Here is a 12,978-nt window from a genome sequence, read left to right on the forward strand (position 1 = left end):
CGGTGCGGCCGGGCTGGGTGAGGGTGAGGCGCTGGCCGCCGGCGATGCCGCTGGGGCGGGCGAGGCGCTCGCGGCCGGGGCGGGCGACGCCGACGGAGCCGGCGAGGGACTGATCGGAGAAGGACTTGCCGAGGCGGCCGGCGCCGGGCTCGGCGTCTGTGCCAGAGCGCCGGACAGGCCAAACGACAAGGCCGCTGCCGGGATCAGCGCGGCCAGAGCGAGACGACGAAAGCCAATCATTTTTTTCTCCCCAGGCCTTAACTCATCAAGCCCTTGCTTCAGCAAGGCCCTAAATTCATCAAGACCTTACCCACCAAGGCCTCAATCCCGCCGCGCATCCCGGTTCGCGCAAGCCGCGCCGTTCTAACACGCGAGCGCCGAATTCGTCCCATGACAGATGCGTCATGGCGGACGTCCCGGCGCCCGGCGGCAAATCACTGGCCAAGCGGCCAAGGATCGCCATATAAGGCAGGCGAAATTCAGGAAATTTCATGAGCGCGCTGGCCAACCACGCATTTGCCAAGATGAACGGCATCGGCAACGAGATCGTCGTTGTCGACATGCGCGATTCCGCCTCGGCGGTGACGCCGGACGACGCCCGCGCGGTGGCATCTGCGCACGGCGGCGTGCCCTACGACCAGCTCATGGTGCTTCAGAAGCCGCGGCTCGACGGCACCGAGGCCTTCATCCGCATCTACAACAATGACGGCTCCGAAGCCGGCGCCTGCGGCAACGGCATGCGCTGCGTGGTGCGGCGCATCTTCGAGAAGACCGGGCAGGCCACGGCGACGTTCGAGACCGCCGCCGGCCTGCTCAATGCCTGGCAGGGTCCAGCGCCCGATCTCTACACCGTCGACATGGGCGTGCCCAAGTTCGGCTGGCAGGACATTCCGCTGGCGGAGGAGTTTCGCGACACCCGCTACATCGAATTGCAGATCGGGCCGATCGACAATCCGATCCTGCATTCGCCCTCGGTGGTGAGCATGGGCAACCCGCACGCGGTGTTCTGGGTCGACGACGTCAACGGCTATGACCTCGAGCGTTTTGGTCCGCTGCTGGAAAACCATCCGATCTTCCCCGAGCGCGCCAACATCACGCTCGCCCATATCGTCGATCGCGACCACATCACGATCCGCACCTGGGAGCGTGGGGCAGGCCTCACCAGGGCCTGCGGCTCGGCGGCCTGTGCCACGGCCGTCGCCGCGGCGCGGCTGAAGCGCGCCGAGCGCAATGTCGAGATCACGCTACCCGGCGGCAAGCTCGGTATCGAATGGCGCGAGCGCGACGATCACGTGCTGATGACGGGCACCGCGACCTTCGAATATGAGGGCAATTTCGATCCGGCGCTGTTCGCGCCGGTCGGCTGATGTCCGTCGAGATCGTCACCTTCGGCTGCCGCCTCAACGCCTTCGAGGCCGAGGTGATCCGCCGCGAGGCGGAGGGCGCGGGTCTTTCCGACACCATCGTCATCAACAGCTGCGCCGTCACCAACGAGGCGGTGGCGCAGGCGCGGCAGTCGATCCGCAAGCTGAAGCGCGAGCGGCCGGAGGCGCGTATCGTCGTCACCGGTTGCGCCGCGCAGACGCAAAGCCGGATGTTCGCCGATATGGCGGAGGTCGATCGCGTCGTCGGCAATGACGACAAGATGCGCGGCGATGCCTGGCGCGATACGCGCGATGCCTTCGACATCGGTGCCAGCGAGAAGATCGCCGTCAGCGACATCATGGCGGTGAAGGAGATGGCGCCGCATCTCCTCGACGGCTTCGCGAGCGGCCTGCCGCGCGTGTTCGTGCAGGTGCAGAACGGCTGCGACCACCGCTGCACGTTCTGCATCATCCCCTACGGCCGCGGCAATTCGCGCTCGGTGCCGATGGGCGCCGTGGTCGAGCAGGTGCGGGCGCTGGCGGAACGTGGTCACGCCGAGATCGTGCTGACGGGGGTGGATCTCACCAGCTATGGCGCCGATCTGCCGGGCGCGCCGAAGCTTGGCATGCTGACGAAGCAGATCCTGCGCCATGTGCCCGAGCTGAAGCGCCTGCGCATCTCCTCGATCGATTCGATCGAGGCGGATGACGATCTGCTCGATGCCATCGCCGACGATGCACGGCTGATGCCGCATCTGCATCTGTCGCTACAGTCTGGCGACGACATGATTTTGAAGCGCATGAAACGGCGGCATTTGCGGGGCGATGCGATCGCGTTCTGCGACCAGGTGCGGCGCCTGCGCCCGGACGTCGCTTTCGGCGCCGACATCATCGCGGGCTTCCCGACCGAGACCGAGGCGATGTTTTCGCGCTCGCTCGATCTGGTCGGGGAATGCGGCCTGACGTTCCTGCACGTCTTCCCCTATTCCCCGCGCCCCGGCACGCCCGCCGCGCGGATGCCGCAGGTTGCGGGGCCTGAGATCAAGGAACGTGCGCGGCGGCTGCGTGCGGCCGGCGAGGCAGCATTGCGTCAGCGGCTGCAAGCCGAAATAGGCGCAACGCGCGATGTGCTGATCGAGAGCCAGGGGCAGGGCCGCACGGAGCACTATCTGCCGGTGGCGATCACGGGCGAGCGGGTGGGGAGTGTCGTGCCGCGTATGATCAGTGGCAGTGATGGTGAGCGGCTGACCACGTAATCCGGTTGCGGTGATTTACGACGCGCTATATCCCCAACGTCGTCCCGGCGAAGGCCGGGATCCATACCGCGTGATCTATCGATTACGCGCGGTGCTTGTCCCAACGAAGCAGAGTAACTAACAGCCCTCGCCAAATTTCTCCCTGTGGTTATGGGTCCCGGCCTTCGCCGGGACGACACTGGGAGTGTGGATGCGGGGTTCCCTAAACGCGCTCCGCTACGACGCCCGCACCTGCCAGAACCGCAGTGTCCGCCGCGCATTCTCCGGCGTCATGCGGGCGAAATGGCCCTGTGCTCTTGCGAGATCCGCCGGCTTCATCGCGCCGGTGGCAAAACGGCTTTCGAGCACGGCGGCGGTGGTTTCCCAGCTGAGCTGCGCCGCCTTGCAGGGCACCAGCAGGCCGTCATCGCGCAGGCTCTGCATCAGCGGGCGAATCACTTCGACGGTGGATTGCGACAACGCCGCCAGTGCCGCGACGGTTTCTTCATAGCGCCGCTGCCTGGCAAAGCCGAAAAGCATCGCTTCGTTGAGCTGGCCGGTGGCCTTGAGATTGGCGATGGCGCGCTTGGCACCTTCGAAATCGCGGACACCAGACATCTCGCGCTCGACGCCGACCGTGACGACCGCGATCGCGCTCTGGATTTCCTCGAACAGATGCGGCGGCGCGCGTGACAAGAGGCGGGTGCGAACCACATCGGTCGCCGAGCGCAGCAACTGGCGGCGCAGCTCCGATGGCAGGTCGACGCGGACGCCGACGCTGACGGCGAGCTCCGGATCGCTCTCCGCCTGTCCGACGATGACGGCAAATCCGTTTCCGGAGACGCGTGCGCCCGGATTGGCGGCAAGCCGCCGGCTGACGCTGGGATAGCGGCGCGCCAGCAGCGCGTCTGTGACGATCTCCTTCAGCCACCAGCGCCCGGCGACCGCGAGCAGATGCGGCTCGCCCTTGGATGATGCGATCTTGACCAGCTCGCCATCGTCGAGGCGCGCGGATTCCTGGAGCACGGGACCGGCGATGCGGATCTCGTCATTGTTGGCGAGCCGGCGGATCACGGAGGGCGGCGCCTGTGCGATTGGCGCGAGCTGCGCGCTGATATCGGCCAGCGCCACGCGTGCGCCCATGTCGGCGATAGCGCGCAGCTCGATGGTGCCGATCAGGCGCTCGAGCACCTCGTCGAACAGCGCGATCTGCTCGTCGTCGAAACTGCCGGCGGAGGACAGGAACAGGTCGGTGACGCGGCGGGCCGTCTCCAGGCCCTTTTCCGCCGAGCCAATCCGAAGTGCGGATTCGACCTCGTCGATGATCGATAGCTCGGCCTTGGACATGACGCGCGGCTCGTCCTGAGCGGATTGACGGAAGCTTGTTCTAAGCAACCGCTATCATTAGAGGCGAGCCCTGAACGTTTCGTAAACCATGGGGCCGCTTCCTTATCCCGAGGAGCCCGCAAAGCGGGCGTCTCGAAGGATGGAGGCCCGTCTGCAGCAGCGGGGCCTTTCATGGTTCGAGACGGCGCTGACGCGCCTCCTCACCATGAGGGTCTACCGGCTATGCGGGTTATTCCCCGTTCCACCCGCAAGCCCTGAGCCGCTCGTGCATGTGCGGCGGGGCCGGCGCGACCACGCGGATCGGCTCCTTGTTCCGGGAAATCGGCACCACGATCTCGCGGGAATGCAGGTGCAGGCGCGGCTCGCCGAAGCGGGGGCCGTTGCCGTAAATGTTATCGCCGAAGATCGGCCAGCCGGTCGCGGCCGAATGCACCCGCAATTGATGGGTCCGCCCGGTCACCGGTTCCATGGCAAGCCAGGTCAGGCCATGTCCCCGGCCCATCACCTTCCAGTTTGTGATCGCCCTCTGGCCTTCCGGATCGGGCTTCTGCCACCAGCCGCGCTCGGCATTGAGTCGGCCGAGCGGCATGTCGATGGTGCCTTCGTCCTCGGCAGGCCCGCCTTCGACCACGGTCCAGTAGGTCTTGCCGATCTTGCCGTGCTTGAACAGCAGGCCGAGCGAGGCGGTGGCTTTCCGATGGCGGCCGAGGACGAGGCAGCCGGAGGTGTCCTTGTCCAGCCGGTGGGCCAGCACCGGCGGCCGCGGCAGGCCGAAACGGAGCGCGTCGAAGGACGCCTCCAGATTGGCGCCGCCCTTGGGGCCGCGATGCACCGGCAGGCCGGCCGGCTTGTCGATGACCAGCATCAATCCGTCGCGATGGAGCACGCGCGCCAGGATTTCGTCGGCGGTCAATTCGGGAACATCGAGCAATTGCAGGACTTTCGGTCAAGACTTTCGTTTGGGAGCCGGAACGGCTAACACACCGCCATCATGAACGATACCACGTCAGATCCCCCCAAGCTGAGCTGGTGGCGCCGCCTGTCCAACGGGCTGAAGCGCACCTCGTCCTCGCTCGGGACCGCGGTCGCCGACCTCGTCACCAAGCGCAAGCTCGACCGCGCCATGCTCGACGACATCGAGGACGTGCTGCTGCGCGCCGACCTCGGCACCTCCGTCGCGGTGCGCATCGCGGACGCCGTCGGCACCGGGCGCTACGACAAGGCGATCTCGGCGGACGAGGTCAAGGACGTCGTCGCGACCGAGGTCGAGAAGGTGCTGGCGCCGGTGGCAAAGCCGCTCGAGATCGATACGGCCAAGAAGCCGTTCGTCATTCTCGTCGTCGGCGTCAACGGCTCCGGCAAGACCACGACCATCGGCAAGCTCTCGCAGAAATTCGCGTCCGAAGGCCGCAAGGTGATGCTGGCCGCCGGCGACACGTTTCGCGCGGCCGCCATCGAGCAGCTCAAGATCTGGGGTGAGCGCACCAGGACGCCTGTCATTGCCGGCGCGCAGGGCTCGGATTCGGCGAGCCTCGCCTTCAACGCGCTGACGGCGGCGAAGGAGCAGGCCATCGACGTGCTCCTGATCGACACCGCCGGGCGGCTTCAGAACAAGGCCGAGCTGATGAACGAGCTCGAAAAGGTCGTGCGCGTCATCCGCAAGGTGGATGACACGGCGCCGCATGCGGTGCTGCTTGTGCTCGACGCCACCGTCGGCCAGAACGCGCTGTCGCAGGTCGAGGCCTTCCATCGCACCGCCGGCGTCACCGGCCTCGTGATGACCAAGCTCGACGGCACTGCGCGTGGCGGCATCCTGGTGGCGCTCGCGGAGAAATTCAAACTGCCGGTGCATTTCATCGGCGTCGGCGAAGGCGTCGACGATCTCGCGCCCTTCACCGCGCGCGATTTCGCCCGTGCGATCGCCGGAATCGAATAGCGTCATCCTTCGAGACGCCGCTTGCGCGGCTCCTCAGGATGAGGTCGTGCCACACATGAGGTCCTCATCCTGAGGAGACCGCGGAGCGGTCGTCTCGAAGGATGGGAGAGACGGAAGAGAGAATGGACAAGACCCAGCCGCATCCGCTGTTCAAGCTTGCGACCGAACTCGGTCCGCTGCTCGTCTTCTTCTTCGTGAATGCGAAGTTCAACCTGTTTGCCGCGACCGGCGCCTTCATGGTCGCGATCGTCGCGGCGATGATCGCCTCCTATGTGGTGACGCGCCATATCCCGATCATGGCGATCGTGACGGGCGTGATCGTGCTCGTGTTCGGCACGCTGACGCTGGTGCTGCACGACGAGACCTTCATCAAGGTCAAGCCGACCATCATCTACGGCCTGTTCGCCGCCATCCTCGGCGGCGGGCTGCTGTTCGGCCGCTCCTTCATCGCCGTCATGTTCGACCAGATGTTCAACCTGACCCCGCAGGGCTGGCGCATCCTGACGCTGCGCTGGGCGCTGTTCTTCGCCGGCATGGCGGTGCTGAACGAGATTGTCTGGCGCACCCAGAGCACGGATTTCTGGGTGAACTTCAAGGTGTTCGGCGTGACGCCGCTGACCATGATCTTCGCCATCGCCCAGATGCCGCTGACCAAGCGCTACCACCTCGAGCCGGTCTCGCTGGAGACGAGCGAGGCGGACGCGGGGGATGTGCGGAAGGGGTAGCGCTCTCAGCTCGCCATTGCGAGCTGAGACGCAGCCACACACTCAACTGTCATCGCCCGACTTGATCGGGCGATCCAGTATTCCAGAGACAGCAGCGAGATAGGGAGAGGCCGCGGCGTACTGGATGCCCCGCCCCCGTGCGCAATTGCGCACTAGGCGGGGCATGACAGCGGTGTGTGGGGCCGGCACCTTCGCTCGCACGCGAGCGGCGATCAGCTCCCCGCCTTCAACGCCTTCTCCATCTGCGGCAGCAGCACGCTGCGCAGATTGTCCGGCGTGATCGGGCCGACCAGCTTGTAGACGATGGTGCCCTCACGCCCGACGACGAAGGTCTCCGGCACGCCATAGACGCCCCATTCGATCGAGGCGCGGCCGTTGGCATCCACGCCAACGCGGCCGAACGGGTTGCCGTAGCGGCCGAGGAATCGCCGCGCATTGTCGGAGGCGTCCTTGTAATTGATGCCGACGAGCTGGAAGCGCTTGTCCTTGGCGAACTCGGTCAGAAGCGGCGCCTCGTCGTGGCACGGCACGCACCAGGAGGCCCAGACGTTGACGAGGCTGACCTTGCCCTTGAACGCGGCGGGATCGAGACCCGGCACCTGGACGTTGTCGGCCTGCAATCCCTCGAGCGGCGGCAGCATCGTCTGCGGCGCCGGCCGTCCGATCAGCGCGGAGGGAATCCGCGAGGGATCGCCGCTGCCGAGCCGGAACCAGAACAGCACGGCCAGGCCGATGAAGGCGATCAGCGGCAGCACCATCAGGAAGGTCCGGCGCTGCGGGCTCGCGGAGGTCGTGTGATCGCTCATGGCCGATCCATCGCGCTACGGCCCGAGCGGCGGGTGATGCCGCTGCGGTCGAGCTCGCGCAGGCGCCGGGTCTGGCTGCGATAGTCGAGCACGATCCAGCCGATCAGGATCGCGACCACGAGGGCGGCTGCGGCGTAGGACGTCACGATGAAGGAGGCGTAGGGGCCGAGCGACATCGTCATGCGGCCCCAATTTCTTTCGACGCGTTGTCGTGACGCGAACCGGCGCCCATTTCGCTCGAAAACGCGATACGGCTCGCCTGCATCATTTGCAGCGAACGGACACGGCGGCGCAGGATCTCGTTGCGCATCGCAGCCAGGTGCAGCGTCACGAACAGCAGCGTGAACGCGATTGCCATCACCAGCAGCGGGATCAGGAACGATTTGTCGAGCGACGAGCCCCCCATGCGCATCACGGAAGCGGGCTGGTGCAGCGTGTTCCACCAGTCGACGGAGAACTTGATGATGGGCAGGTTGATCGCGCCGACCAGCGTCAGCACGGCGGCAGCGCGCGCCGCGCGCGAGGGATCCTCGACCGCGCGCCACAGCGCCATCAGGCCGAGATACATCAGGAAGAGAATCAGCACCGAGGTCAGTCGCGCGTCCCATTCCCAATAGGTGCCCCACATCGGCCGGCCCCACAGCGAGCCCGTCAGCAGCGCGAGGAAGGTGAAGGCCGCGCCGATGGGAGCTGCCGCCTTCGCGGCGACGTCGGCGAGCGGATGCCGCCACACCAGCGTGCCCAATGAGGCGATGCTCATCACGCCCCAGACGAACATCGACAGCCAGGCATTGGGCACGTGGATGAACATGATCTTCACGGTCGCGCCCTGCTGATAGTCGTCGGGCGCGAGAGCCGATTGATAGAGGCCGATCGCGAGCAGGATGACGGTCGCGGCCGCGAGCCACGGCAACACCCGCGCCGTCAGCGCGAGGAACCGTGTCGGGTTGGCGAGGTCGATCAGCGTCATGGTATCCTGATAATCACAGGTCAGCACTCACGCAATCAGCATAAAAGTGGGCAGCGAAAGTTGATCGGGGTCAAGGTCAGTCGAGCTCATCTCAGTCGAGACCATGCCGCAGGCTCGCCGCCGCCGCGAAGGGGCCGATCACGAGGCTGACCAGCGACAGCGCGCACAGGATCGAGAACGGCGCGCCGAACGACATGGGACCGACGATCACGGCCTGGGAGGCTGCGACCCCGAAGATCAGCACGGGAATCGACAGCGGCAGCACCAGAACCGCCATCAAAAGCCCGCCGCGATGCAGCGTCACCGCCAGCGCGGCGCCGATCATGCCGGTAAAGGTCAGAGCCGGCGTGCCCGCCAGCAGCGTCAGGGCCACCGCGCCGGTCGCGACCATGTCGAGGTTGAGCAGGAGGCCCAGCACGGGGGTTGCGACAATCAGCGGCAGGCCCGCCGCCAGCCAATGCGCCAGCGCTTTTGCCGCGCAGGCGAGTTCCAGCGGCGTCCGGCTCATGGTGATCAGGTCGAGCGAGCCGTCCTCGTGGTCGGCCATGAACAGCCGGTCCAGCGTCAGCAGGCTCGCCAGCAGGGCGCCGAGCCAGAGAATGGCCGGCCCCAGCCGCGACAGCAGCGCCAGGTCCGGCCCCACCGCGAACGGCATCAGCACCACCACGGTCAGGAAGAACAGCACGCCGATCAGCGCCCCGCCGCCGACGCGAAGCGCGATCCGGATATCCCGGCGGATGAGGGCGGACAGGGCGGTCATGGGCGGCCTCCCGCAAGGGGGGAGGGAACGGAGCGGGCGGAGTCCAGCCGCTTAGAAAGCTGAGGGTCCATCGGAATCATGCCACTGCCCCGATTCGCAACTCGCGTGATTCGATGCCCAGCGCCATGTGGGTTGCGGCGATGATCAGGCCGCCGCGGGCGAGATGGTCGCGCATCAGGCCGCCGAACATGTCCTGGCCGGCCACGTCCAGCGCGGTGGTCGGCTCGTCCAGCAGCCAGACCGGGCGGCGCACCGTCAGCAGCCGGGCCAGCGAGAGCCGGCGGCGCTGGCCGGCCGACAGGAAGGCGGCGGGCAGGTGGGTGGCGTGGTCGAGCCCGACGGTGGCGAGGCTCTCGTGGGCGTCAAGACGCTCGCCGCCCAGAAAATCAGCCCAGAATGACAAATTTTCCGCCACGCTCAGCGCCGGCTTCAGGGCGTCGCGATGGCCCAGATAGTGGCATTGCTCAGGCAATGTCAGCTCGGCATCGCCGCCATCGAGCGCGATTGTCCCGCCGGCCGGGATGAGCAGGCCCGCAATCAGCCGCAGCAGGGAGGTCTTGCCGGAGCCGTTGCGGCCGACGACCGCCACGGCCTCGCCGGAGGCGGCCTCGAAATCGAGCCCGGCAAACACCTCGCGGCCACCCCGGACACAGATCACCCCACGTCCGGAAAGCTGCATCTTGCCTCGTATCAATCCGTCCAAACCAGGCCTCAGGAAAACTTGGGGTAGCGCTTGGGAATTTTTGGCTCGCGAATTGCTGCGGTACGATTGTGGCTGTGGCGGCGCGGTTAGAAAGCTTCTATAAGCCCGGAACTACTTGATGCAGCAACTCAACCTGCCCCTGCAAGCGACCCAGCCGGATTCGCTGACGGTGTTAAAATACCCCTTGCCGGGTATAACTAACAATTGGGATTTCCTACATGACCTCGCTCGACAGCTTCAAATGCAAAAAGACCCTCAAGGTCGGCGCCAAGACCTATGTCTATTACAGCCTGCCCACGGCCGAGAAGAATGGTCTGAAGGGAATTTCGAAACTCCCCTATTCGATGAAGGTCCTGCTCGAGAACCTCCTGCGCAATGAGGACGGCCGCTCGGTCAAGAAGGCGGACATCGTCGCGGTGTCCAAATGGCTGCGCAAGAAGTCGCTGGAGCACGAGATCGCGTTCCGCCCGGCGCGCGTGCTGATGCAGGACTTCACCGGCGTGCCCGCGGTGGTCGATCTCGCCGCGATGCGCAACGCGATGCAGAAGCTCGGCGGCGATGCCGAGAAGATCAACCCGCTGGTGCCGGTCGATCTCGTCATCGACCATTCCGTGATCGTGAACTTCTTCGGCGACAACAAGGCCTTCGCCAAGAACGTCACCGAGGAATACAAGCAGAACCAGGAGCGCTACGAGTTCCTGAAGTGGGGCCAGGCGGCGTTCTCGAACTTCTCCGTCGTGCCGCCCGGCACCGGCATCTGCCACCAGGTCAATCTCGAATATCTCTCGCAGACGGTCTGGACCAAGAAGGAGAAGATGACGGTCGGCAAGAAGACCGGCACCTTCGAGGTCGCCTATCCCGACTCGCTGGTCGGCACCGATTCCCACACCACCATGGTCAACGGTCTCGCCGTGCTCGGCTGGGGCGTCGGCGGCATCGAGGCGGAAGCCTGCATGCTCGGCCAGCCGCTGTCGATGCTGCTGCCCAACGTCGTCGGCTTCAAGCTGAAGGGCGCGATGAAGGAAGGCGTCACCGCGACCGACCTCGTGCTGACCGTGACGCAGATGCTGCGCAAGCTCGGCGTCGTCGGCAAGTTCGTCGAGTTCTTCGGCCCCGGCCTCGATCATCTCTCCGTCGCCGACAAGGCGACCATCGCCAACATGGCGCCGGAATACGGCGCGACCTGCGGCTTCTTCCCGGTCGACGCTGCCGCGATCGACTACCTCAAGACCTCCGGCCGCGCCGCACCGCGCGTTGCGCTGGTGCAGGCCTATGCCAAGGCGCAGGGGCTGTTCCGCACTGCCAAATCGGCCGATCCGGTGTTCACGGAAACGCTGACGCTCGACCTCGCCGACGTCGTACCGTCGATGGCCGGTCCGAAGCGTCCCGAAGGCCGCATCGCGCTGCCCGCGGTCGCCGAAGGCTTCTCGCTCGCGCTCACCAATGAGTACAAGAAGACCGAAGAGCTGGCGAAGCGCTTTGCCGTCGAAGGCAAGAAGTACGAAATCGGCCATGGCGACGTCGTGATCGCGGCCATCACTTCCTGCACCAACACCTCCAACCCGAGCGTTCTGATCGGCGCTGGCCTGCTGGCACGCAACGCCGCCGCCAAGGGCCTCAAGGCCAAGCCGTGGGTGAAGACCTCGCTTGCCCCGGGCAGCCAGGTGGTCGCGGCCTATCTCGCCGATTCCGGCCTCCAGGCCGATCTCGACAAGGTCGGCTTCAACCTGGTCGGCTTCGGTTGCACCACCTGCATCGGCAATTCCGGTCCGCTGCCGGAGGAGATCTCGAAGTCGATCAACGACAATGGCATCGTCGCGGCCGCCGTGCTGTCCGGTAACCGCAACTTCGAAGGCCGCGTCTCGCCGGACGTGCAGGCGAACTATCTGGCTTCGCCGCCGCTGGTCGTCGCCCACGCGCTCGCCGGCAGCGTCACCAAGAACCTCGCCGTCGAGCCGCTCGGCGAAGGCAAGGACGGCAAGCCGGTGTACCTCAAGGACATCTGGCCGACGACGAAGGAGATCAACGCCTTCATGAAGAAGTTCGTGACCGCCGCGATCTTCAAGAAGAAGTATGCCGACGTGTTCAAGGGCGACACCAACTGGCGCAAGATCAAGACCGTCGAGAGCGAGACCTATCGCTGGAACATGAGCTCGACCTACGTGCAGAACCCGCCCTACTTCGAAGGCATGAAGAAGGAGCCGGAGCCGGTCACCGACATCGTCGAGGCGCGCATCCTCGCCATGTTCGGCGACAAGATCACCACCGACCACATCTCGCCGGCCGGTTCGATCAAGCTCACCTCGCCCGCGGGCAAGTATCTCAGCGAGCACCAGGTGCGTCCCGCCGACTTCAACCAGTACGGCACGCGGCGCGGCAACCATGAAGTGATGATGCGCGGCACCTTCGCCAACATCCGCATCAAGAACTTCATGCTCAAGGGCGCCGACGGCAACATCCCGGAAGGCGGCCTCACCAAGCACTGGCCCGACGGCGAGCAGATGTCGATCTACGACGCCGCGATGAAGTACCAGCAGGAGCAAGTGCCGCTGGTGGTGTTCGCCGGCGCCGAATACGGCAACGGCTCCTCGCGCGACTGGGCTGCGAAGGGCACGCGTCTGCTCGGCGTGCGCGCGGTGATCTGCCAGAGCTTCGAGCGCATCCATCGCTCCAATCTCGTCGGCATGGGCGTGCTGCCGCTGACCTTCGAGGAAGGCACCTCCTGGTCGTCGCTCGGCCTGAAGGGCGACGAGAAGGTCACGCTGCGCGGTCTCGTCGGCGATCTGAAGCCGCGTCAGAAGCTGACCGCGGAGATCGTCTCCGGCGACGGTTCGTTGCAGCGCGTTTCGCTGCTCTGCCGCATCGATACGCTGGACGAGCTCGACTACTACCGGAACGGCGGCATCCTGCACTACGTGCTGCGCAAGCTCGCGGCGTAAGCGCGGATTTGTGAACGGTGGCTCACTGCGAAGTGAGTAGAAGGTTAAACGAAGGCGGCCTATCACAAGGCCGCCTTCGCGCGTTTGCGGCATGCTTCGGATGGGCCCGCCCGGCGGAAATTCCGGCCAGGACGGTTGAGTGTGCCGCGCCCCGTAAGACTACGGTGACCATCAGGCGATAAGATTTCCCTTC

Annotated in this window: 12 protein-coding genes and 1 pseudogene; 5 read left to right on the forward strand and 8 right to left on the reverse strand. The window is 65.7% G+C overall.

The window, feature by feature from the left end:
- A pseudogene (locus XI08_RS12770) lies at nt 1-240 on the reverse strand (GyrI-like domain-containing protein); the annotation flags it as partial.
- Between the two features lie 251 nt (nt 241-491).
- On the opposite strand from XI08_RS12770, the gene dapF reads away from it, so the two are divergent.
- A complete protein-coding gene (gene dapF / locus XI08_RS12775; RefSeq protein WP_027543939.1) occupies nt 492-1,367 on the forward strand; it encodes a diaminopimelate epimerase in 876 nt (291 codons plus the stop codon).
- Nucleotides 1,367-2,620 carry a tRNA (N(6)-L-threonylcarbamoyladenosine(37)-C(2))-methylthiotransferase MtaB gene (gene mtaB, locus XI08_RS12780; RefSeq protein WP_271574652.1) on the forward strand — a complete coding sequence of 418 codons (1,254 nt, stop codon included), beginning with the start codon at nt 1,367-1,369 and terminating at the stop codon, nt 2,618-2,620. Before dapF ends, mtaB begins: the two co-directional genes overlap by 1 nt.
- A 216-nt stretch (nt 2,621-2,836) precedes the next feature.
- Here mtaB and XI08_RS12785 read toward each other — a convergent pair whose 3' ends face one another.
- Together XI08_RS12785 and XI08_RS12790 are read right to left on the reverse strand one after the other, a co-directional pair.
- Nucleotides 2,837-3,946, reverse strand: coding sequence for a DUF2336 domain-containing protein (locus tag XI08_RS12785; protein ID WP_271574653.1), 1,110 nt, complete (start codon nt 3,944-3,946; stop codon nt 2,837-2,839).
- 229 nt (nt 3,947-4,175) lie between these two features.
- Entirely contained in the window at nt 4,176-4,877 is a 702-nt protein-coding gene (locus XI08_RS12790) for an RluA family pseudouridine synthase (protein WP_271574654.1), read from the reverse strand.
- Nucleotides 4,878-4,937: 60 nt separating this feature from the next.
- Between XI08_RS12790 and ftsY the strand changes: the two genes are divergently transcribed.
- Nucleotides 4,938-5,882 (forward strand): signal recognition particle-docking protein FtsY, encoded by a 945-nt coding sequence (ftsY, locus tag XI08_RS12795; RefSeq protein ID WP_271574655.1) that lies wholly within the window; start codon nt 4,938-4,940, stop codon nt 5,880-5,882.
- 122 nt (nt 5,883-6,004) lie between these two features.
- Entirely contained in the window at nt 6,005-6,607 is a 603-nt protein-coding gene (locus tag XI08_RS12800; RefSeq protein ID WP_271574656.1) for a septation protein A, read from the forward strand.
- 212 nt (nt 6,608-6,819) lie between these two features.
- On the opposite strand, the gene XI08_RS12805 is transcribed toward XI08_RS12800, so the two are convergent.
- From XI08_RS12805 to ccmA, 5 genes are all read right to left on the reverse strand, one after another.
- A complete protein-coding gene (locus XI08_RS12805; RefSeq protein WP_271574657.1) occupies nt 6,820-7,413 on the reverse strand; it encodes a DsbE family thiol:disulfide interchange protein in 594 nt (197 codons plus the stop codon).
- The gene (ccmD, locus tag XI08_RS12810) at nt 7,410-7,595 is read right to left on the reverse strand and encodes a heme exporter protein CcmD (RefSeq protein WP_025576631.1); all 186 of its coding nucleotides are present in this window, start codon (nt 7,593-7,595) and stop codon (nt 7,410-7,412) included. The genes XI08_RS12805 and ccmD overlap by 4 nt, the downstream gene beginning before the upstream one ends.
- Nucleotides 7,592-8,383 (reverse strand): heme ABC transporter permease, encoded by a 792-nt coding sequence (locus tag XI08_RS12815; RefSeq protein ID WP_271569921.1) that lies wholly within the window; start codon nt 8,381-8,383, stop codon nt 7,592-7,594. Before XI08_RS12815 ends, ccmD begins: the two co-directional genes overlap by 4 nt.
- Before the next feature lie 91 nt (nt 8,384-8,474).
- Nucleotides 8,475-9,143 (reverse strand): heme exporter protein CcmB, encoded by a 669-nt coding sequence (ccmB, locus tag XI08_RS12820; RefSeq protein WP_011083299.1) that lies wholly within the window; start codon nt 9,141-9,143, stop codon nt 8,475-8,477.
- Nucleotides 9,144-9,219: 76 nt separating this feature from the next.
- The gene (gene ccmA / locus XI08_RS12825) at nt 9,220-9,822 is read right to left on the reverse strand and encodes a heme ABC exporter ATP-binding protein CcmA (protein ID WP_271574658.1); all 603 of its coding nucleotides are present in this window, start codon (nt 9,820-9,822) and stop codon (nt 9,220-9,222) included.
- A 242-nt stretch (nt 9,823-10,064) separates the two neighbouring features.
- Here ccmA and acnA point away from each other — a divergent pair, with 242 nt between their 5' ends.
- Nucleotides 10,065-12,785 carry an aconitate hydratase AcnA gene (acnA, locus tag XI08_RS12830; protein ID WP_271574659.1) on the forward strand — a complete coding sequence of 907 codons (2,721 nt, stop codon included), beginning with the start codon at nt 10,065-10,067 and terminating at the stop codon, nt 12,783-12,785.
- The last annotated feature ends 193 nt before the right edge of the window (nt 12,786-12,978 follow it).

The organism is Bradyrhizobium sp. CCBAU 11361, from assembly GCF_028128935.1.
Lineage (GTDB): Bacteria > Pseudomonadota > Alphaproteobacteria > Rhizobiales > Xanthobacteraceae > Bradyrhizobium > Bradyrhizobium niftali.

Bases quoted from the DNA above. Each gene is read 5' to 3' on its own strand.
- dapF (WP_027543939.1), top strand. From the start codon at position 492: ATGAGCGCGCTGGCCAACCACGCATTTGCCAAGATGAACGGCATCGGC.
- mtaB (WP_271574652.1), top strand. From the start codon at position 1,367: ATGTCCGTCGAGATCGTCACCTTCGGCTGCCGCCTCAACGCCTTCGAG.
- XI08_RS12785 (WP_271574653.1), bottom strand. From the start codon at position 3,946: ATGTCCAAGGCCGAGCTATCGATCATCGACGAGGTCGAATCCGCACTT.
- ftsY (WP_271574655.1), top strand. From the start codon at position 4,938: ATGAACGATACCACGTCAGATCCCCCCAAGCTGAGCTGGTGGCGCCGC.
- XI08_RS12800 (WP_271574656.1), top strand. From the start codon at position 6,005: ATGGACAAGACCCAGCCGCATCCGCTGTTCAAGCTTGCGACCGAACTC.
- XI08_RS12805 (WP_271574657.1), bottom strand. From the start codon at position 7,413: ATGAGCGATCACACGACCTCCGCGAGCCCGCAGCGCCGGACCTTCCTG.
- ccmD (WP_025576631.1), bottom strand. From the start codon at position 7,595: ATGACGATGTCGCTCGGCCCCTACGCCTCCTTCATCGTGACGTCCTAC.
- XI08_RS12815 (WP_271569921.1), bottom strand. From the start codon at position 8,383: ATGACGCTGATCGACCTCGCCAACCCGACACGGTTCCTCGCGCTGACG.
- ccmB (WP_011083299.1), bottom strand. From the start codon at position 9,143: ATGACCGCCCTGTCCGCCCTCATCCGCCGGGATATCCGGATCGCGCTT.
- ccmA (WP_271574658.1), bottom strand. From the start codon at position 9,822: ATGCAGCTTTCCGGACGTGGGGTGATCTGTGTCCGGGGTGGCCGCGAG.
- acnA (WP_271574659.1), top strand. From the start codon at position 10,065: ATGACCTCGCTCGACAGCTTCAAATGCAAAAAGACCCTCAAGGTCGGC.